This is a genomic window from Pseudomonas entomophila, assembly GCF_029478665.1.
Classification (GTDB): domain Bacteria; phylum Pseudomonadota; class Gammaproteobacteria; order Pseudomonadales; family Pseudomonadaceae; genus Aquipseudomonas; species Aquipseudomonas entomophila_F.
In genome coordinates, this window is sequence record NZ_JARPQB010000006.1 from 96,949 (window position 1) to 114,529 (window position 17,581).

The 17,581-nt window shown below is 64.7% G+C and carries 17 protein-coding genes and 1 tRNA gene; 4 read left to right on the top strand and 14 right to left on the bottom strand.

Annotation, left to right across the window (positions count from 1 at the left end):
* Positions 1–2: 2 nt before the first annotated feature.
* From P5705_RS04870 to P5705_RS04885, 4 genes are all read right to left on the bottom strand, one after another.
* A complete protein-coding gene (locus P5705_RS04870) occupies positions 3–1,220 on the bottom strand; it encodes a DUF3422 domain-containing protein (protein ID WP_277459782.1) in 1,218 nt (405 codons plus the stop codon).
* 173 nt (positions 1,221–1,393) lie between these two features.
* Entirely contained in the window at positions 1,394–2,824 is a 1,431-nt protein-coding gene (locus P5705_RS04875) for an aldehyde dehydrogenase family protein (RefSeq protein WP_277459783.1), read from the bottom strand.
* A 13-nt stretch (positions 2,825–2,837) separates the two neighbouring features.
* Positions 2,838–4,337, bottom strand: coding sequence for a purine-cytosine permease family protein (locus P5705_RS04880; protein WP_277459784.1), 1,500 nt, complete (start codon positions 4,335–4,337; stop codon positions 2,838–2,840).
* Positions 4,338–4,424: 87 nt separating this feature from the next.
* A complete protein-coding gene (locus tag P5705_RS04885; protein ID WP_277459785.1) occupies positions 4,425–4,814 on the bottom strand; it encodes a YybH family protein in 390 nt (129 codons plus the stop codon).
* Positions 4,815–5,189: 375 nt separating this feature from the next.
* Between P5705_RS04885 and P5705_RS04890 the strand changes: the two genes are divergently transcribed.
* From P5705_RS04890 to P5705_RS04900, 3 genes are all read left to right on the top strand, one after another.
* A complete protein-coding gene (locus P5705_RS04890) occupies positions 5,190–5,879 on the top strand; it encodes a hydrolase (protein ID WP_277459786.1) in 690 nt (229 codons plus the stop codon).
* Between the two features lie 34 nt (positions 5,880–5,913).
* On the top strand, positions 5,914–6,534 hold the full coding sequence (ycaC, locus tag P5705_RS04895; RefSeq protein WP_277459787.1) for an isochorismate family cysteine hydrolase YcaC: 621 nt from the start codon (positions 5,914–5,916) through the stop codon (positions 6,532–6,534).
* A gap of 114 nt (positions 6,535–6,648) precedes the next feature.
* Positions 6,649–7,575 carry a LysR substrate-binding domain-containing protein gene (locus P5705_RS04900; protein ID WP_277459788.1) on the top strand — a complete coding sequence of 309 codons (927 nt, stop codon included), beginning with the start codon at positions 6,649–6,651 and terminating at the stop codon, positions 7,573–7,575.
* Here P5705_RS04900 and P5705_RS04905 read toward each other — a convergent pair.
* The 10 genes from P5705_RS04905 to P5705_RS04950 all read right to left on the bottom strand — a co-directional run bounded on the left by P5705_RS04905 (position 7,553) and on the right by P5705_RS04950 (position 16,191).
* Positions 7,553–8,722: an MFS transporter gene (locus P5705_RS04905; RefSeq protein WP_277459789.1), complete on the bottom strand. Its 1,170-nt coding sequence runs from the start codon at positions 8,720–8,722 to the stop codon at positions 7,553–7,555. The two genes, P5705_RS04900 and P5705_RS04905, sit on opposite strands and share 23 nt — an antisense overlap.
* Before the next feature lie 211 nt (positions 8,723–8,933).
* Positions 8,934–9,224 carry a cupin domain-containing protein gene (locus tag P5705_RS04910; RefSeq protein WP_252091962.1) on the bottom strand — a complete coding sequence of 97 codons (291 nt, stop codon included), beginning with the start codon at positions 9,222–9,224 and terminating at the stop codon, positions 8,934–8,936.
* Between the two features lie 167 nt (positions 9,225–9,391).
* Positions 9,392–10,492 carry a redox-regulated ATPase YchF gene (ychF, locus tag P5705_RS04915; RefSeq protein ID WP_213659567.1) on the bottom strand — a complete coding sequence of 367 codons (1,101 nt, stop codon included), beginning with the start codon at positions 10,490–10,492 and terminating at the stop codon, positions 9,392–9,394.
* 22 nt (positions 10,493–10,514) lie between these two features.
* Positions 10,515–11,099: an aminoacyl-tRNA hydrolase gene (gene pth, locus P5705_RS04920; protein WP_248918664.1), complete on the bottom strand. Its 585-nt coding sequence runs from the start codon at positions 11,097–11,099 to the stop codon at positions 10,515–10,517.
* 79 nt (positions 11,100–11,178) lie between these two features.
* On the bottom strand, positions 11,179–11,775 hold the full coding sequence (locus P5705_RS04925; RefSeq protein ID WP_011532196.1) for a 50S ribosomal protein L25/general stress protein Ctc: 597 nt from the start codon (positions 11,773–11,775) through the stop codon (positions 11,179–11,181).
* A gap of 123 nt (positions 11,776–11,898) precedes the next feature.
* Positions 11,899–12,840 carry a ribose-phosphate pyrophosphokinase gene (locus P5705_RS04930; protein ID WP_016391678.1) on the bottom strand — a complete coding sequence of 314 codons (942 nt, stop codon included), beginning with the start codon at positions 12,838–12,840 and terminating at the stop codon, positions 11,899–11,901.
* Positions 12,841–12,885: 45 nt separating this feature from the next.
* Positions 12,886–12,960, bottom strand: a tRNA-Gln gene (locus P5705_RS04935).
* Positions 12,961–12,980: 20 nt separating this feature from the next.
* Positions 12,981–13,841 carry a 4-(cytidine 5'-diphospho)-2-C-methyl-D-erythritol kinase gene (ispE, locus tag P5705_RS04940; protein ID WP_277459790.1) on the bottom strand — a complete coding sequence of 287 codons (861 nt, stop codon included), beginning with the start codon at positions 13,839–13,841 and terminating at the stop codon, positions 12,981–12,983.
* Between the two features lie 4 nt (positions 13,842–13,845).
* Positions 13,846–14,463, bottom strand: coding sequence for a lipoprotein insertase outer membrane protein LolB (gene lolB, locus P5705_RS04945; protein WP_011532199.1), 618 nt, complete (start codon positions 14,461–14,463; stop codon positions 13,846–13,848).
* A gap of 3 nt (positions 14,464–14,466) precedes the next feature.
* Positions 14,467–16,191: a tetratricopeptide repeat protein gene (locus P5705_RS04950; protein ID WP_277459791.1), complete on the bottom strand. Its 1,725-nt coding sequence runs from the start codon at positions 16,189–16,191 to the stop codon at positions 14,467–14,469.
* Positions 16,192–16,825: 634 nt separating this feature from the next.
* Between P5705_RS04950 and P5705_RS04955 the strand changes: the two genes are divergently transcribed.
* The gene (locus P5705_RS04955) at positions 16,826–17,344 is read left to right on the top strand and encodes an Hcp family type VI secretion system effector (protein WP_011536257.1); all 519 of its coding nucleotides are present in this window, start codon (positions 16,826–16,828) and stop codon (positions 17,342–17,344) included.
* Positions 17,345–17,581 lie beyond the last annotated feature (237 nt).

Below are 17,581 nucleotides of genomic sequence, written 5' to 3' on the forward strand. Positions count from 1 at the left end.
ACTCAATGCTGCTTGGCCCTTCGAATCCTCAGCAGGATTACCAGCAGCAACAGCCCTGCCACGGGTGCCATCCCTAGCAGGGCCTCCCGCGCCGCCAACCCCGCCCCCAGCACATTCAACCCGCCATACAGCAGCTTGAACAGGTTCAGCAGGTAGTAGGTGATCGCAATGATCGACAAACCTTCCACTGCCCGCTGGATCTTCACCTGGGCATCGGCCCGGGCATTGAGGCTGCGCAGGATCTCGGCGTTCTGTTCCTCCATTTCCACCTGCACCCGCGCCTGCAACAGGTCGCCCAGGTTGGCGACGTTCTTCGCCAGCTGTTCCAGCCGTTGTTCGGTGGCCACGCAGTAGCGCAGTGTCGGCTTGAAGCGCCGCTCGATGAACACTCCCAGGCGCTGGCAGTCGGCGACATGGCTTTCGCGCAGCTCGCCCAGGCGCTCGAACACCAATTGCGCATAGGCCTGGCTGGCACCGAAGCGGTGGCGGGTCTGTACCGTGCGATCCACCACCTGGCGTGACAAATGAGCGATGGCCTCGAGCAGGGCCTTGGAGTCGTTGGGCGCGACGCTGGTGCTGCGTTCGGAGAGGCTGACCAGGGTCTTGTCGAAGCCGTCCAGCTCCTGGCCCAGGGCCTTGGCCGTGTCCAGGGTCAGCGAGGCCATCATGCGGTAGGTCTCGATCTCCAGCAGGCGGCGGATCATGCGGCCCTGGCGATAGGCGTTGAGCCGGCGGTTGATGAACAGGAAGCGGTTGGTGCCGTCCTCGGTCAGGCGGAAATCGCTCCACACCACCGCATCGCCACCACCGACGCTGGAGCCGCAGGGGTCCTTGAAGCCATAACGGGCGAGGTCCAGATCCTGTTCGTCGCGTACCAACACCTGCACGGCGTTGATCACCTGCGCCGCCTGCGGGGCGATGGCCTCGGCGAGCACGGCGGGCAGGGGGTGCCAGTCGCTGTCGTGGCTGGCGCAGGGCACCACCAGGGTCAGGGTGAAGAACTCGGCGTGCCGCTCCCACTTGAACGGGTGGCCGTCGAGCCGGGTGATGCCCTGGGCGGCCTGGGTGTCGAGGGCCTCGGGGCAGCAGCGTTGCAGCAGGGTTCGACAGTCGGCCTCGCCGCCAAGCAGGGCGAGGTGGTGGACGTGGGCCGGGTCGTCGAAGTACAGCGACGGGCGGGCGTGCAGTTCATTGTGCAGGGCGGTGCGAAGAGGGTGCATGGGGCTGGCCTGGTGTTGTGATTGTGGGGCTACCAGGAGGTGGGACTTCGCGGCGGGGAGGAAAAGTCACGGCCCATTCGCCGGCAAGGCCGGCTCCTACACTGTGGACTACGACTGTAGGAGCCGGCCTTGCCGGCGAATGGGCCGGAACAGGCGAAGACGGGATTACGTCGTCAGCCCAGGCACCGCGTCACATGCTTCACCGACTGATACCCCGAAAGCCCCCAAGGTCCGAGCTCGCGGCCAATGCCGCTGCCCTTGGTCCCGCCCCACGAGGTCTCGACGAACACCGCCTGCACCGAGTTGATCCACACATGCCCGACCTCCAGCGCATCGGCCACGCGCTCGGCGCGTTCCAGGTCGGCGGAGCAGACGGTGGCCACCAACCCGAAGCGGCTGTCGTTGGCTTGGGTGATGGCTTCGGCTTCAGTGCTGAAGCGGCGCGCACAGAGCACCGGCCCGAAGATTTCCTCGCCCCATAGGCGGCTGTTCTCTGGCACATCCACATACAGCGTCGGGCTGACGAACCAGCCATCACGGTCCAGCGCCTTGCCGCCGGCCAGGCACTTCAGGCCTTCCTCGCGGGCGGTGGCGAAGTAGCCGGCGACCTTGAGCCACTGCGCCTGGCTGGTCAGCGGCCCCATGTCGACTTCCTCAGTGAGCGGGTTGCCCACGCGCAACGCCTCCAGCGCCGCCTGCAAGCGCGGCAGCAGCGCGTTGGCAATGCCATCCTGCACCAGCAGCCGCGAGGTGGCCGAGCACATCTGCCCGGCGTTCCAGGTAATGCCGGCGACGATCCACTCCACCGCCTGGTCCACATCGCAATCGTCGAACACCACGATGGCCGACTTGCCGCCCAGCTCCAGCGTCACCGGCCGGCACTGGGCCGCCGCGGCGCGCATCACCTGGCTGCCGACGCCATTGCTGCCGGTGAACGACAGCTTGTCCAGGCCGTTATGGCCGCTCAGGGCGGCGCCGGTCTCGGCCTTGCCGTTGACGATGTTCAGCACGCCGGCCGGCAGGCCCAGCTGCTCGGCGATCTGGCCGTAGGCCTGTTCGATCAGCGGGGTGACCTCGGAGGGTTTGAGCACCACGGTGCAGCCCGCCGCGAGGGCCGGGGCGAGCTTCCAGGCGCTGGTCACCAGCGGGAAGTTCCACGGCACGATCAGGCCGACCACGCCCACCGGCTCCAGGCGGGTGCGGGCGGTGAAGCCCGGCGCGGCCAGGGGCACGTCGCGGTTTTTCGTCGGCAACTGCTCGGCCAGGTCGGCGTAGTAGGCGAAGGTGGCGATGGCGTCGTCCAGGTCGATCTCGGCCTCGTGGCGCGGCTTGCCGTTGTTGCGCATCTGCAGCGCGATCAGTTCGTCGCGGCGTTGGCCCAACTGGTCGGCGAAGCCGCGCAGGTAAATGGCGCGCTCGGCGGCGGATACCGTCTTCCAGGACACCAGGGCGCGGCGCGCGGCGGCCACGGCCTGGTCGACCTGGCCGGCGCTGGCGGCCATCAGTTCAGCGAACGGCTGGCCTTCGGACGGGTTGTGGACAACGATGCAGTCGCTGCCCTGGCCTTCGACCCAGCGGCCGTCGATGTAATGAGGTGTGGTCATGGTCAGATTCCAGTCAGGCCATTTCGGCGGTGGTCACGGGCTTTACGGGCGTGCTTTTGCAGCGCACCCAGCGCGGGCCCCGGGGGCCATACACGCCAGCGGGTTCGGGGAACAGGTTGAGCAGGATCAGGTACAGCACGGCGGCGATACCCAGGGTCACCGGCAGGCTCAGGTCGATGCCGTCGGCCAGTTCACCCAGCGGGCCGACGAACTGCCCCGGCAGGTTGACGAAGCACAGGCCGACCACCGCGCTGGGGATCCACGCCCCCATGCCGCGCCAGTTCCAGCCGTGGTCGAACCAGTAGTGGCCGCCTTGCTGGCCACGGGTGAACACCTGCAGGTCGTCGGCATGGTAGAAGCCGCGGCGGGTGATCAGGCCGAGGATCATGATCACCATCCAGGGGCTGGTGCAGGTGATGATCAGCACGGCGAAGGTCGATACGCTCTGCACCAGGTTGAAGGTGAAGCGGCCGACGAAGATGAAGCCGATGGCCAGCACGCCGATCAGCAGGGTGGCGGCGGCGCGGCTGAGCAGGCGCGGGAACACGCTGGACATGTCCAGGCCAGTGCCATACAGCGCCGTGGTGCCGGTGGACATGCCGCCGATCACCGCGATCAGGCATACCGGCAGGAAGAACCAGCCCGGCGAGATCGCCAGCAGGCCGCCGACGTAGTTGTTGGCGGCGATGTAGTCCGGCGCCTGGCTGGCCACCAGGGTGGCGGTGCACAGGCCGAACAGGAACGGGATCAGCGTGGCGGCCTGGGCGAGGATCACCGCCAGCATGATGCGCGACTTGGGTGTTTCGCGCGGGATGTAGCGCGACCAGTCACCCAGGAAGGCGCCGAATGAAACCGGGTTGCTCATGGCCAGGATCGCCGCGCCGACGAACGCTGCCCAGAAGCCGGCCTGGCCGAGGTTGACGCTGCCGGCGTAGCCCGCGTCGAACGGCCCGGCGAAGGCGAAGATGCCCAGCAGGAACAGCAGGCTCGAAGCCCACACCGCGATCTTGTTGACCCACAGCATGAAGCGGAAGCCGAAGATGCACACCACCAGCACCAGCACCGCGAACAGGCCGTAGGCCAGGCCCAGGGTGAGGTCGGTTTCCGGCAGGCCGACCAGGCGCTTGGCGCCGCCGACCAGGGCATCGCCCGAGCTCCATACCGACAGCGAGAAGAACGCCACGGCGGTGAGCAACGACAGGAACGAACCGACGATACGCCCGTGCACGCCAAAGTGCGCGCCGGACGACACGGCGTTGTTGGTGCCGTTGAGCGCGCCGAACAGGCCCATCGGCGCGAGGATCAGCGCGCCGACGCCGACGCCGAGCAGGATCGCCCAGACCCCGGCCTGGAACGACAGCCCGAACAGTACCGGGAAGCTGCCCAGCACGGCGGTGGCGAAGGTGTTGGCGCCGCCGAAGATCAGGCGGAACAGGTCCAGCGGGGCGGCGTCGCGTTGATCGTCGGGGATCTGTTCGACGCCATTGGTCTCGATACCGGTCGAGTGGCTCATGGTGATGCTCCAGCGCGAATGTTGTCGGCCGTCGGGCGGCCTTGTTGTGGGTGCGATGGCAGTGCGGCAGGGCCGCTTGAAATGTGATCAGCTCGGCGAGACGACCGACAGGTGCTCGTGGCAGGCCAGCCAGCGTTCACCGTGCAGGCGGAAGACGATGGTCTCGCGCTCGTTCAGGTCCAGCACTTCACCGGCGACGCGCAGGCGCGTGGCCACATCGTGCATGAAGATCGCCAGGTCGCCTTGCAGGCTAACCTGCGCGTTGCTGGACGCGCAGCCGAGCACGGCGAAGCCGTCCGCCTGCCAGTTGGCCCAGAGGTCTTCATAGGCGCGGCGCGACAACAGCGGTTGCGGCAAGGTGTGGAAGAGGAAGGTGGCGTCTTCGCTGAAGCAGTCGAAGTAACGGGCGGTGTCGTTGCAGGCGAAGGCGGCGACGAGGTCGGCGGCGGCCTGCCGTACCTGGAGTGTCTGGTCCACGGGAGTGGCCTCACGGTTTCTTGTGATTGTTGGTGAAGCGATTCTGGTGGGGGGCGGCGAGGGGACAAATCGCTGCGGGCAAATAATCAGTTCATGAATTTGTGAAGTGTTGTGGGTCGAGGACGCTATCGTTCTTCAGATGGAACTCTGAGGGTTCACCCATGGGGCTACCGGCCCGCGCCTCTCCTCTCTACCGTTGGCCCTGTCGCCCGCCTGGCCTCAGACCGCACGGGCATTTCCCAAGGCCCGCCGACTGACGGTCGCTTCGTTCAGCCTGCGTTGCCTACTCTCATAGTCCCCCACCGTGGATATGTGGGGCGCGGCCCGTCCGCACCGGCCAGGATGGCCTGTTCTCCAAACCAAGAGGAGAGAACGATGAGCAATTTCTCGCAAGCCGCCAACTTCGAAGGCCAGGTGCCGCGCATCGACCCCGACAACGCCACGATGCTGCTGATCGACCACCAGAGCGGTCTGTTCCAGACGGTCAAGGACATGCCCATGACCGAACTGCGGGCCAATGCCATCACCCTGGCCAAGATCGCCAGCCTGGCGAAAATCCCCGTCATCACCACCGCATCAGTACCGCAAGGGCCCAACGGCCCGCTGATTCCGGAAATCCATGAGGCCGCGCCGCACGCGAAATACGTGGCTCGCAAAGGCGAGATCAACGCCTGGGACAACGCCGAGTTCGTTGCCGCGGTGGAAGCGACCGGGCGCAAGCAACTGATCATCGCCGGCACCATCACCAGCGTGTGCATGGCCTTCCCCAGCATCAGCGCGGTGGCCGCCGGCTACCAGGTATTCGCGGTCATCGATGCGTCAGGTACCTACTCCAAGATGGCCCAGGAAGTGACCCTGGCGCGGGTGGTCCAGGCCGGCGTGGTACCGATGGATACCGCCGCCGTCTGCTCCGAGGTGCAACGCACCTGGAACCGTCCGGATGCCGCCCAGTGGGCCGAGGCCTACAGCGCGGTGTTCCCGCACTACCAACTGCTGATCGAGAGCTACATGAAGGCCCAGGCCGTCGTTACCCAGAATGAACAACTGGATTCGCAACGCACCTGAGTCGGGTTTTCCAATCCCCGCAAGGAGAAGCACCATGGCATTCCAATACAAGCGTCTGGACAAGAACAACGCTGCGGTACTGCTGGTCGATCACCAGACCGGGCTGTTGTCGCTGGTGCGCGACATCGACCCGGACCGGTTCAAGAACAACGTGCTGGCGCTGGCCGACCTGGCCAAGTACTTCAAGCTGCCGACCATCCTCACCACCAGCTTCGAGACCGGCCCCAACGGCCCGCTGGTGCCCGAGCTCAAGGAGCAGTTCCCCGAGGCGCCGTACGTCGCCCGCCCCGGCAACATCAACGCCTGGGACAACGAGGACTTCGTCAAGGCGGTGAAGGCCACCGGCAAGAAGCAGCTGATCATTGCCGGCGTGGTCACCGAGGTGTGCGTGGCCTTCCCGGCGCTGTCGGCGCTGGAGGAGGGCTTCGACGTGTTCGTGGTCACCGACGCCTCCGGCACCTTCAACGAACTGACCCGCGACTCGGCCTGGCGGCGCATGGAGGCCGCCGGCGCCCAGTTGATGACCTGGTTCGGCGTGGCCTGCGAGCTGCACCGTGACTGGCGCAACGACATCGAAGGGCTGGGCACGCTGTTCTCCAACCACATCCCCGACTACCGCAACCTGATGACCAGCTACAGCAAACTGGCCAAGTGACCGGCAGCCCGGGCCCCGTTACAAGGGCCCGGGCCTGGTGACGCCCACGGCCCCTGTGACGATCCCTGGAGAATGGCGGATGATGCAGCGGTGAGCCGTGGACGAGTATTGCCGATGTTCGACCTGAACGACCTTTATCTCTATGCCAAGGTGGTGGAGCACGGCGGCTTCGCGCCCGCCGGGCGCATCCTTGGCCTACCCAAGTCACGCCTCAGCCGGCGTGTGGCCAAGCTCGAGGAGCGCCTGGGCGTGCGCCTGATCCAGCGCTCCACGCGGCAGTTCCAGGTGACCGAGGTGGGCCTGGAGTATTACCGCCACTGCCTGGGCATGCTCGAGCAGGCCGTCGCCGCCGAGGATGCCGTCGAGCGCAACCGCGCCGAGCCTCGTGGCATTGTGCGCCTGGCCAGCAGCACCGCGCTGCTCGATTCGCGCCTGGCGCCGATGCTGGCACGCTTCATGGCTCAATGCCCGGTGGTCGAGCTGCTGGTCAAGAGCTACAACCGCCGGGTGGATGTGATCGGCGAGGGCTTCGACCTGGTGCTGAGCGTGCAGCACCAGCCACTGGAAAGCAGCGAGCTGGTGATGCGTCGCCTGGCCACGAGCCGACAGTGCCTGGTAGCCGCGCCGGGTTTGTTGGCCGTACATGGGCGCCCCCTGTCTCCGGAAGGGCTCCAGGCGCTACCGAGCCTGAGCTGGGGCGCCGATGTGCAGGACTCCATTTGGATGCTGGCCGGGCCTGCGGGTAGTGAGGCTGCCGTGCGCCATCGCCCTCGTGTGGTATCGGACGACCTGGCGGTACTGTGCGAGGCTGCCCTGGCCGGCGTGGGCGTGGTGCTGCTGCCCGAGGAGGCGGTGCGCGCCGATCTGGCTGCCGGGCGGTTGGTCCATGCCCTCGACGACTGGGCGCCACGGGAAGGGGAGGTGGTGGCGCTGTTCCCTTCCCGGCGCGGGTTGATGCCCGCGGTGCGCAAGTTGATCGACTACCTGGCAGATGCCTTCGAGCAGGAGCAGCAGGCCGCTACGCCGGCTCGCGCTCGCTGAAGCGCGACACAATGGGTGGGCGCGCCGACCAGAACGCCAGGCCCGCCGCCAACGCGGTCAGCGCGGCGCCAGCCCAGGGGGTGGCTGCCAGCGTCGCCCCGGTGATCACCCCACCACCGATCGCCGAACCCAGCCCGACGCCCAGGTGCATGGCCGACATGTTCAGGCTCATGCCTGCCGGGAAGGTATCTTCCCCGCGCTTGGCCAGGTAGCTCTGTACCACTGGCGAGGTGGTCCAGCTCAATCCACCCCAAAGCATCATCGCCGGCAGGAACAGCCACGGTGTGCCCGCGCTCAGCGGCAGCACCAGCAGGCTGGCGAGGTACAACAGAGGCGCCAGCAGGATGGCCTTGGCCACGCCCAACCGATCGGCCATCCAGCCGCCGACATAGCCGCCCGAGACACCAGCGATACCGAATGCCGCGAACACCGCTGCCAACCATTGAGGCGGTACATGGGCGACCTGCTGGGCGTAGGGCGCGAGGTAGGCGAACACAGTGAAGTGCCCGGCGATCATCAACAGCGATACCCCCTGCGCGGCCGTGAGGCGGCTGTCGCGCAGATGGCGCACGTAGCTGGCCAGGGCGATGCGTTCGTTGCTCTGCAATGTCGGCAGCCCGCGCCAGGCCATCAACAGCACTGCCACCGCCAGGCCGCTCAGGCCGACGAACACGCCGCGCCAGCCCAGGGCGTCGCACAGCAGCATGCCGGCCGGCACACCGAGTATCAGCGAGCTGCAGATACCCATGAAGATCACCCCGATGGCGCGCCCGCGCAGGGCTTCGGGCGCCATCCGCGTGGCCATCAAGGTGCAAGTCAGGCAGGTCAGCGCGCTGGTCGCGGCCATGCCGATGCGGGCGATCAGCAGTGCGGTGTAACCGGGCGCCCATGTCGCCAGCAGGTTGCACAGGGCAAACAAAGCCAACGTGGCGCACAGCAGTCCACGCAGCGGCAAGCGTGTGGTGAGCAGGGGAGAGAAGGGCGCGGCGAGGGCGAAGCTCAGGGAGAAGACCGTGGTCAGTTGCCCGGCCACGCCGAGCGGAACGTCCAGGCCATCGGCCAGTGCCGGCAGGATGCCGACCGTGATGTTTTCCGCCATGCCCGTGACGAACGTCGCCAGGGCCAGCAGCCAGATACGCGGGCTCATGTGTTGCCTCCGATAAACAGGCCGGCCAAGGTCCGGACCCATTTGTCCCGACGGTTGACCGGCAGTGGTCAGGTCCATCGGGTTTCGAGGCAGCGCTTCGGTTATCCCGGTTCAAGCAGGAGGAATTGTAGACGGTTGCGCAAGGTGGGTGAAGGTGCGGCGCCGACCCTGTAGGAGCCGGCTTGCCGGCGAACCGGCCCGCACAGATGAACTACTTCAACTCGGTCTCGATGAACACGATCTCGTGGTCACTGGCATTGATCACGTTGTGCTCGACCCCCGCCTTGCGAAAATAACTCTGCCCCGCCACCAGTGCCGCCCGTTTCTCACCTTCCGGAGTCTCCAGCAGCAAGGTGCCGTCGGTCATTGGCACCACCACATAGTCATGGCCATGCAGATGACGCCCGGTTTCGGCGCCTGGGGCGAAGCGCCATTCGGTGACGATCACTTCGTCGGTGTCCACCTGCACGGTGGGGATAGCCTGGGGGCGAGCGTGCTTCATGAGCGGGTCCTGTCTGCGCAAAAGCGTCTAGCCTGAACCCGGCTGCGGGGGCGATAAATGCAAAACTGCTGGCAGTCAGTCAGCGAAAAGCTCACCTAACCCGCAGAAAAAAGAAAGCCCCTTGAACGCGAACGCTCAAGGGGCTTTTCCCATCGTGGCCTGTTGGCTCAGACGTTGAAGCGGAAGTGCATCACGTCGCCATCCTTGACGATGTAGTCCTTGCCTTCCAGGCGCCACTTGCCGGCTTCCTTGGCACCGCCTTCACCCTTGAACTGGATGAAGTCGTCGTAGGCCACCACTTCGGCGCGGATGAAGCCTTTCTCGAAGTCGGTGTGGATCACGCCCGCGGCTTGCGGCGCGGTGGCGCCGACGCGGACGGTCCAGGCACGCACTTCCTGCACGCCGGCGGTGAAGTACGTTTGCAGGTTCAGCAGCTCGTAGCCGGCGCGGATCACGCGGTTCAGGCCAGGCTCTTCCAGGCCCAGGGCCTCGAGGAACATGTCCTTCTCTTCGCCTTCGTCCAGCTCGGCGATTTCGGCTTCGATCTTGTTGCACACCGGTACCACGACCGCGCCTTCTTCCTCGGCGATGGCCTTGACCACGTCCAGGTGCGGGTTGTTGTCGAAGCCGTCTTCGGCAACGTTGGCGATGTACATCACCGGCTTGCTGGTCAGCAGGTGGAAACCACGGATCACGGCCTTCTCGTCGTCAGCCATGTTTTTCATCAGGCTGCGTGCCGGCTTGCCTTCGGTGAAGTGCGGGATCAGTTTTTCCAGGATGGCTTTCTGCGCCAGGGCATCCTTGTCGCCGCCCTTGGCGTTGCGCGCGACCTTCTGCAGTTGCTTCTCGCAGCTGTCGAGGTCGGCGAAGATCAGCTCGAGGTCGATGATCTCGATGTCGCGCTTGGGGTCGACGCTGTTGGAAACGTGGATCACGTTCTCGTCTTCGAAGCAGCGCACCACGTGGGCGATGGCGTCGGTCTCGCGGATGTTGGCGAGGAACTTGTTGCCCAGGCCTTCACCCTTCGAGGCACCGGCGACCAGGCCGGCGATGTCGACGAATTCCATGGTGGTCGGCAGGATGCGGTTCGGCTTGACGATCTCGGCCAGCGCGTTCAGGCGCGCGTCGGGCATCGGCACGATGCCGCTGTTCGGCTCGATGGTGCAGAAGGGGAAGTTCTCCGCCGCGATGCCAGACTTGGTCAGGGCGTTGAACAGGGTGGACTTGCCGACGTTGGGCAGGCCGACGATGCCGCAATTGAAACCCATGGGTATTCCCCTTTCTAAAGTGTCAGGCCTTCTGGCTGTGCAGTTCGCGCATCGCCTTGGCGAAGTCGCCGGCAAGCACGTCGGGCATCACGCCGAGGGCAAAATCGATGCTGGCGTCGAGCTTCTCCTGCTCGGCGCGCGGCGCGCGACCCAGGACGAAGTTGGAGACCAGTTTGGCGTCGCCCGGGTGGCCGATGCCAAGCCGCAGGCGGTGGAAGTCGTTCTGGTTGCCGAGCTGCGCGATGATGTCGCGCAGGCCGTTGTGCCCGCCATGGCCGCCGCCCTTCTTGAGCTTGGCGACACCGGGGGGCAGGTCGAGTTCGTCGTGGGCCACCAGGATCGCTTCCGGCTTGATGCGGAAGAAATTGGCCAGAGCCGCCACGGACTGGCCGCTACGGTTCATGTAGGTGGTGGGGATCAGCAAACGAACATCGTTGCCTTGATGGCTGAACTTAGCCGTCAGGCCAAAATACTTCTTGTCAGCGGTCAGCGACACGCGCTGGGCACTGGCAAGGCGTTCAACGAAAAGAGCCCCTGCGTTATGCCGGGTCTGTTCGTATTCGGGGCCGGGGTTACCCAGGCCGACGATCAACTGGATGGCGGTCACGTCAGGGGCTCTTCCTTGGAGTTGGTGGGTTACGGTGCGCGCGGCACTGTAACCCGATCAACGCCGGCGTGCGAGTGGATTACTCGGCAGCGCCTTCAGCAGCTTCAGCGGCAACGCGCGGGGCGTGGACGTTGGCAACAGCTTTGTCATCACCGTGGGCCAGAGCGACGAACTCTACGCCTTTCGGAGCTTTCAGGTCCGACAGGTGGATGATGGTGCCGACTTCGGCCTTGGACAGGTCGACTTCGATGAACTCAGGCAGGTCCTTGGCTTCGCAGGACACTTCGATCTCGGAAACGACGTGCGAGATCTCGCCGCCTTTCTTGATCGGGGCTTCTTCGCCGACGAAGTGAACTGGAACCTTGGCGGTCAGCTTCTGGCCAGCAACGACGCGAACGAAGTCGGCGTGCATGATGAAGCCTTTGGCCGGGTGACGCTGCATGGCCTTGACCACGACGTTCTGCTTGGCGCCATCGACGTTCAGTTCGATCACGTGGCTGAAGGCAGCTTCGTTTTCGAACAGTTTGGCGATTTCCTTGGCCACGATGGTCAGGGATTGGGCTTCTTTATCGCCACCGTAGACAACGGCAGGGATGTTGGCGGAGTGACGCAGGCGGCGGCTCGCACCTTTCCCCAGGTCAGTACGCGCTTGGGCGTTCAGGATGAAGTCAGTCATTTTGTTTCTCCAAAATAGCCTCCCGAAAGGCGTTTGCGACCAGCGCCAGACGGGGATGGCAAAAAAGCCCCGCCCCAACAACCAGTGTTGGGGCGGGGCGCTTTTCGTCAGCGAGTGTTCCGCTTAGCGGAACATCGCGCTGATCGATTCTTCGTTGCTGATGCGGCGTACCGCTTCAGCGACAACCGGTGCGATATCCAGCTGGCGGATACGGTCACAGGCTTGAGCAGCGGCGGACAGCGGCACGGTGTTGGTCACCACCAGCTCGTCCAGTACCGACTTCTCGATGTTCTCGATCGCGCGGCCCGACAGGACAGGGTGCGTGCAGTAGGCGTAGACCTTCGCGGCACCGTGTTCTTTCAGGGCTTTGGCCGCGTGGCACAGGGTGCCGGCGGTGTCGACCATGTCGTCTACCAGGATGCAGGTGCGTCCTTCGACGTCGCCGATGATGTGCATAACCTCGGAGTGGTTAGCCTTCTCGCGGCGCTTGTCGATGATCCCGAGGTCGACGCCCAGGGACTTGGCCACGGCGCGAGCACGCACCACGCCACCGATGTCCGGGGAAACGATCATCAGGTTCTCGAAACGCTGGTCTTCGATGTCGTCGACCAGTACGGGCGAGCCGTAGATGTTGTCGACGGGGATATCGAAGAAACCCTGGATCTGGTCAGCGTGCAGGTCGACGGTGAGTACACGGTCGATACCCACGACAGTGAGCATGTCAGCGACGACTTTGGCGCTGATGGCTACACGTGCCGAACGCGGACGGCGGTCCTGGCGGGCGTATCCGAAGTAGGGAATCACGGCGGTGATTCGCGACGCTGAGGAGCGGCGGAAGGCATCTGCCATCACGACCAGTTCCATCAGGTTGTCGTTGGTTGGGGCACAGGTGGGCTGAATGATGAAGACGTCTTTACCGCGGACATTTTCGTTGATTTCAGCACTGATTTCGCCGTCGGAGAATTTACCGACAGAAACGTCACCCAGTGGAATATGCAGCTGACGTACGACACGCCGAGCCAGATCGGGGTTTGCATTCCCCGTGAAGACCATCATCTTGGACACGCGCAGTACCTGAAGGCTGAGGGTAACCTGGATGAGTATAAGAAATGGCAGGGGCGGCTGGATTCGAACCAACGCATGGCAGGATCAAAACCTGCTGCCTTACCGCTTGGCGACGCCCCTGTATCTGTTGCTGCGAATTCTTATGAACTCGACTTCTTGATCAGACTTTGCAGCTTGCGATGCAACATCGAAACGTTGCTTCCTTTCGCCACAAACCCTGTTTGGGTCTCTGAAAGAAGGGCCAGAACTCTATCAGCTTCGGCTTTGCTTGGGAAGGCCCCAAACACACAACTTCCAGTGCCGGTCATTCGAGCTTCCGTGAATTTACCCAGTGAAATCAGCGCATTGCGAACTTCTGGGTAACGTTGCTCTACTACCGGTTGGCAGTCATTTCGACTGTTTCCCTCGGGAACGGGGCGCATCTTAAGGGGGAGAGAATCACGTGTCAACTCCGGATGCGAAAAAATTTCCGCTGTGCTGACAGACACTTGCGGCACCAGCACGACATACCAGGGTTCGGCGGGGTCGACTGGGGTCAGTTGTTCGCCCACGCCCTGGGCGAACGCGGCGTGGCCACGCACGAACACCGGCACGTCGGCACCCAGCGTGAGGCCCAGCGCGGCCAGGCGATCCTCGTTCCAGTCGAGTTGCCACAGGTGGGCCAGCGCCAGCAGGGTGGTTGCCGCGTCGGAGCTGCCGCCACCGATGCCGCCGCCCATGGGCAATACCTTGTGCAGCCAGATGTCGGCGCCGAGTTTGGTGCCGGACTGTTCCTGGAGCTTGCGCGCGGCGCGCACGATCAGGTTGCTGTCGTGAGGTACGTTGGCGATCTCGCTGTGCAAGCGGATCACACCGTCCTCGCGAAGCGAGAAGCTCAGTTCATCGCCGTGGTCGAGAAACTGGAACACGGTTTCCAGCTCGTGATAGCCGTCGGCGCGGCGGCCGGTGATGTGCAGCCACAGGTTGAGTTTGGCCGGGGCCGGCAGGGTGAGCTTTTCCATCGACTCAGTGCCCCAGCTGGCGCGGCTGCCAGTCCTTGACCACCAGGGTGACGTCGATGTTCTCGCCGTGCAGCTTCAGGCGCTCGGGCAGCCAGTAGCCGTTCTGCTCTATATAGCTGAGGTACTCGACCTGCCAGCCATCCTGCGTCAGGCGGGCCAGGCGGCTGTCGCCGTCGAGGGTGAGCTGGCTCTTGCTGTCCGGGGCGGGCAGGCCGCGCACCCACCAGACCAGGTGCGAGACCGGCAGGCGCCACCCGAGCTGTTCTTCCAGCAGGGCCTCGGGGCTGTCGGCTTCGAAGCGGCCCTGGTTGGCCACCTCCAGCATCACCCCGCCGGGGCGGCCGGTCAGGCGTGCGGCGCCACGGCCGAGCGGGCCGGCCAGGCGGATGTCGTAGTAGTCCTGGCGCTGCAGCCAGAACAGCGTGCCGCTGCCCGAGTCGCGGGGCGCGCGGATGCCGACCTTGCCGTTGATCTGCCAGCCGTCGAGGCCGCTCAGCTGTTGTTTGTGCTGGCGCCACAGTTGCGGGTTGCCCTGGCCTTGCACGGCTTCCTTGCTACCGAAGCCGGCGCAGCCGGCGAGCAGGGCGATGAGGGTGAAGGTGATGCAATGACGCAGGAACATGGCTTACAGGCTCTCGGATCCGGTCAGGCGCAGGAGGGTCTTGCGCAGGATGGGGCTATCGGGTTGGGCCTCGAAGCCCTTGCCCCAGACCTGGCGGGCTTCGCGGCGCTTGCCGTTGGCCCACAGCACTTCGCCCAGGTGGGCGGCGACTTCATGGTCGGGGAAGCGTTCGAAGGCCTGGCGCAGTTGGCGTTCGGCTTCGTCGAGGTTGCCCATGCGGTAGGCGACCCAGCCCAGGCTGTCGAGCACCGCCGGGTCGTCCGGGGTCAACTGGTGGGCCTTGTCGATCAGGGCTTTCGCCTCGGTGTAGCGGGTGGTGCGGTCGGCCAGGGTGTAGCCCAGGGCGTTGAGGGCCATGGCGTTTTCCGGCTCGCGGGCGATGATGGCGCGCAGGTCTTTTTCCATCTGCCCCAGGTCGTTGCGCTTTTCGGCGAGCATGGCGCGGGTGTAGAGCAGGTTGAGGTCGTCCGGGTAGCGCTTGATCGCCTGCTCCAGCACCTGCGCGGCCTGGGCCTCCTTGCCGTTGTTGCCCAGGCTTTCGGCCTCGATCAGGTACAGCTGGATCGCGTAGTCGGGCTGAGCTTCACGGGCTTCGGCGAGCAGGCGCGAGGCCTCCGCGCTGCGGCCATTGGCGATGAGAATGTCGGCCTGGCGCAGTTGCGCCGGCAGGTAGTCCGGGCCCGCGCCGACCAGGGCGTATTCGCGCAGGGCGGCGGCCGGCTGGTGGCGCTCCTCGCGGATGCGACCGAGGTTCAGGTGGGCGGCGTCGGGGTTGGCGTCGCGCTCGACCATTTCCTGCAGGTAACCTTCGGCTTCATCCCACTGCTTGGTTTCCAGGCATACCAGGGCCAGGGAGTAACGGATCTCGTCGTCTTCCGGGTATTGCTGCAGCAGGCTTTCGAATTCGACCTTGGCATCGTTGATGCGGTCCTGCTCGACCAGGGTGCGCGCATAAGTGAGGTGCAGGCGCTTGTCGTCAGGGTTGTCGCGGATCGCCCCGCGCAGCAGCGGCAGCGCTTCCGGGCCACGGTCCAGCCCTTGCAGCAGGCGGGCGCGCAGCAGTATCGGGGCGATCTCGCCGTTCTGCGCCGGGTGGCTTTCCAGCAGTTCGAGGGCCTGTTCGGGCTTGTCGTCCTGGTTCAGCAGCAATGCCTTGCCGAACACCAGTTGGCCGTTGTCGGGGTACTTCACCAGCAGGCGGTCGAAGCTCTGCATCAGGCCGTCGCGGGTGGCCTGGTCGGTTTCAGCGGCGGACAGCGCGAGGAAGTCGAAGTGGGTGTCGCCCTTGCCCTGCAGCACTTTCTCCATGTACGCCATGGAGTCGTCGTAGCGCCCGGCGCGGGCCAGTTGGATGGCCGCGGCGCGTTGGGCGTCGAGGCTCTGCGGGTCGTTGCGGGCCCAGATCAACGCGCTGTCCAGGGCCGGCTCGTCGGCGCCGAGGTATTCGGCGATGCGGTAGGCGCGTTCGGAGACGCCAGGGTCCTGGGTTTTCTGCGCCTGGTCGGCGTAGTTGGCCAGGGCGATGTCGAAGCGGTTGCGCTGGCCGGCCAGTTCGGCCACCAGCAGGCTGTAGAGCGTGTCTTGGGTGAACGAACCATACACCACGGGCTTTTCCGCGCTCTTGCCGGCGTTGGCGGCGGGCGGTTGGTCGTCCGTCTTCTGCGGGGCCAGGCTTTGGCAGCCCTGGAGCAGGGCGAAGGCAAGCAGCAATGCGTAGGGTCTGTTCATAGAGGCTTTAGGAGGGCTAACCGGCGGTCGGAGCATGATGACACAAGCGCGATGGCAAACCCACCTGCGAAGGTCGTGGTGTGAAGTGTGGCTTCGGTCATAGGGACAATGCCTGGCGTGGGAGGTTCGCGCACAGGCATGGCAACAAACGAGTCAGCGGTTGCTTCTTATGGACGTCGGTGTTGTCTGGGTTCGCCAGCAAGGCTGGCTCCTACAGGTTCGGCGCCGCTCTTGCGGGCCGCGCGGTCCTTGTAGGAGCCAGCTTCGCTGGCGAAGAGGCCGGCCCACTCAACACACCCCTATGGTTTTCACTTTTTTAGGTTTTTGACTTCTCAGTCAACTGCGCAAGAAGTTGCGCACTCAAATGTGGATAAGTGTGTGGATAGTTCGATGCAGGCCTTGGCATTCGTCATGTACAGCCAACTGCGCAACTTTTTGCCACCACTGCGCAAGAAGTTGCGCAACTTTTGAATGGTTCAAGTTTAAAAAAGAACTCAAATGAGTGTGCGTGTTTTGTAACTATCTGCCCAACATAGATAAATAAAAACTGGCACGCCCTTTGTATTACCTAGTCGCTCCGAGGTGGCAAATTCTTGCCACCCGGCGACTATTTTCCAAGCAAGGAGAGCGACACATGGCAACTCCCGCCTACATGGCCGTCACCGGCGAAAAACAAGGTCTGATCACCGCTGGCGCCTTCACCGCCGACTCGGTGGGCAACACCTACCAGGAAGGCCACGAAGACCAGGTCATGGTCCAGGGCTTCGAACACGAAGTGATCATCCCGCGTGACCCGCAGTCCGGCCAGCCGACCGGCCAGCGCGTGCACAAACCAGTGAAGATCACCAAGGTCTTCGACAAGGCCTCGCCACTGCTGCTGGCCGCCCTGACCTCGGGCGAGCGCATGACCAAGGTCGAGATCAAGTGGTACCGCACCTCGGCCCAGGGCACTCAGGAGCACTACTACACCACCGTCCTGGAAGACGCGATCATCGTCGACATCAAGGACTACATGCACAACTGCCAGGACCCGGGCAACGCCCACTTCACCCACCTGGAAGACGTGCACTTCACCTACCGCAAGATCACCTGGACCCACGAAGTGTCCGGTACTTCCGGTTCCGACGACTGGCGCGCGCCGGTCGCGGGCTAAGGCCTGGGGGTCTCTGGGCGATCGACGGGAACGTTGCGTCGCCCATGAGACCGAGCGCCGCCTGCGCGGCGCATCGCGGATAAATCCGCTCCTACAGCGGTTGGTTGCCTGACGCGGCACTGCCGCCTTGCCCCTGTAGGAGCGGATTTATCCGCGATGCGTCGCGCGAGCGGCGCTCGACCTCCACACCGCCCCCCAGCCGCCACTGCGCGGCCGTTTTTGCTACCCAATTTCCGC

Coding starts and splice junctions, on each gene's coding strand:
- P5705_RS04870 (WP_277459782.1), bottom strand. CDS start 1,220: ATGCACCCTCTTCGCACCGCCCTGCACAATGAACTGCACGCCCGCCCG.
- P5705_RS04875 (WP_277459783.1), bottom strand. CDS start 2,824: ATGACCACACCTCATTACATCGACGGCCGCTGGGTCGAAGGCCAGGGC.
- P5705_RS04880 (WP_277459784.1), bottom strand. CDS start 4,337: ATGAGCCACTCGACCGGTATCGAGACCAATGGCGTCGAACAGATCCCC.
- P5705_RS04890 (WP_277459786.1), top strand. CDS start 5,190: ATGAGCAATTTCTCGCAAGCCGCCAACTTCGAAGGCCAGGTGCCGCGC.
- ycaC (WP_277459787.1), top strand. CDS start 5,914: ATGGCATTCCAATACAAGCGTCTGGACAAGAACAACGCTGCGGTACTG.
- P5705_RS04900 (WP_277459788.1), top strand. CDS start 6,649: ATGTTCGACCTGAACGACCTTTATCTCTATGCCAAGGTGGTGGAGCAC.
- P5705_RS04905 (WP_277459789.1), bottom strand. CDS start 8,722: ATGAGCCCGCGTATCTGGCTGCTGGCCCTGGCGACGTTCGTCACGGGC.
- P5705_RS04910 (WP_252091962.1), bottom strand. CDS start 9,224: ATGAAGCACGCTCGCCCCCAGGCTATCCCCACCGTGCAGGTGGACACC.
- ychF (WP_213659567.1), bottom strand. CDS start 10,492: ATGGGTTTCAATTGCGGCATCGTCGGCCTGCCCAACGTCGGCAAGTCC.
- P5705_RS04925 (WP_011532196.1), bottom strand. CDS start 11,775: ATGACTGACTTCATCCTGAACGCCCAAGCGCGTACTGACCTGGGGAAA.
- ispE (WP_277459790.1), bottom strand. CDS start 13,841: ATGGAAAAGCTCACCCTGCCGGCCCCGGCCAAACTCAACCTGTGGCTG.
- lolB (WP_011532199.1), bottom strand. CDS start 14,463: ATGTTCCTGCGTCATTGCATCACCTTCACCCTCATCGCCCTGCTCGCC.
- P5705_RS04950 (WP_277459791.1), bottom strand. CDS start 16,191: ATGAACAGACCCTACGCATTGCTGCTTGCCTTCGCCCTGCTCCAGGGC.
- P5705_RS04955 (WP_011536257.1), top strand. CDS start 16,826: ATGGCAACTCCCGCCTACATGGCCGTCACCGGCGAAAAACAAGGTCTG.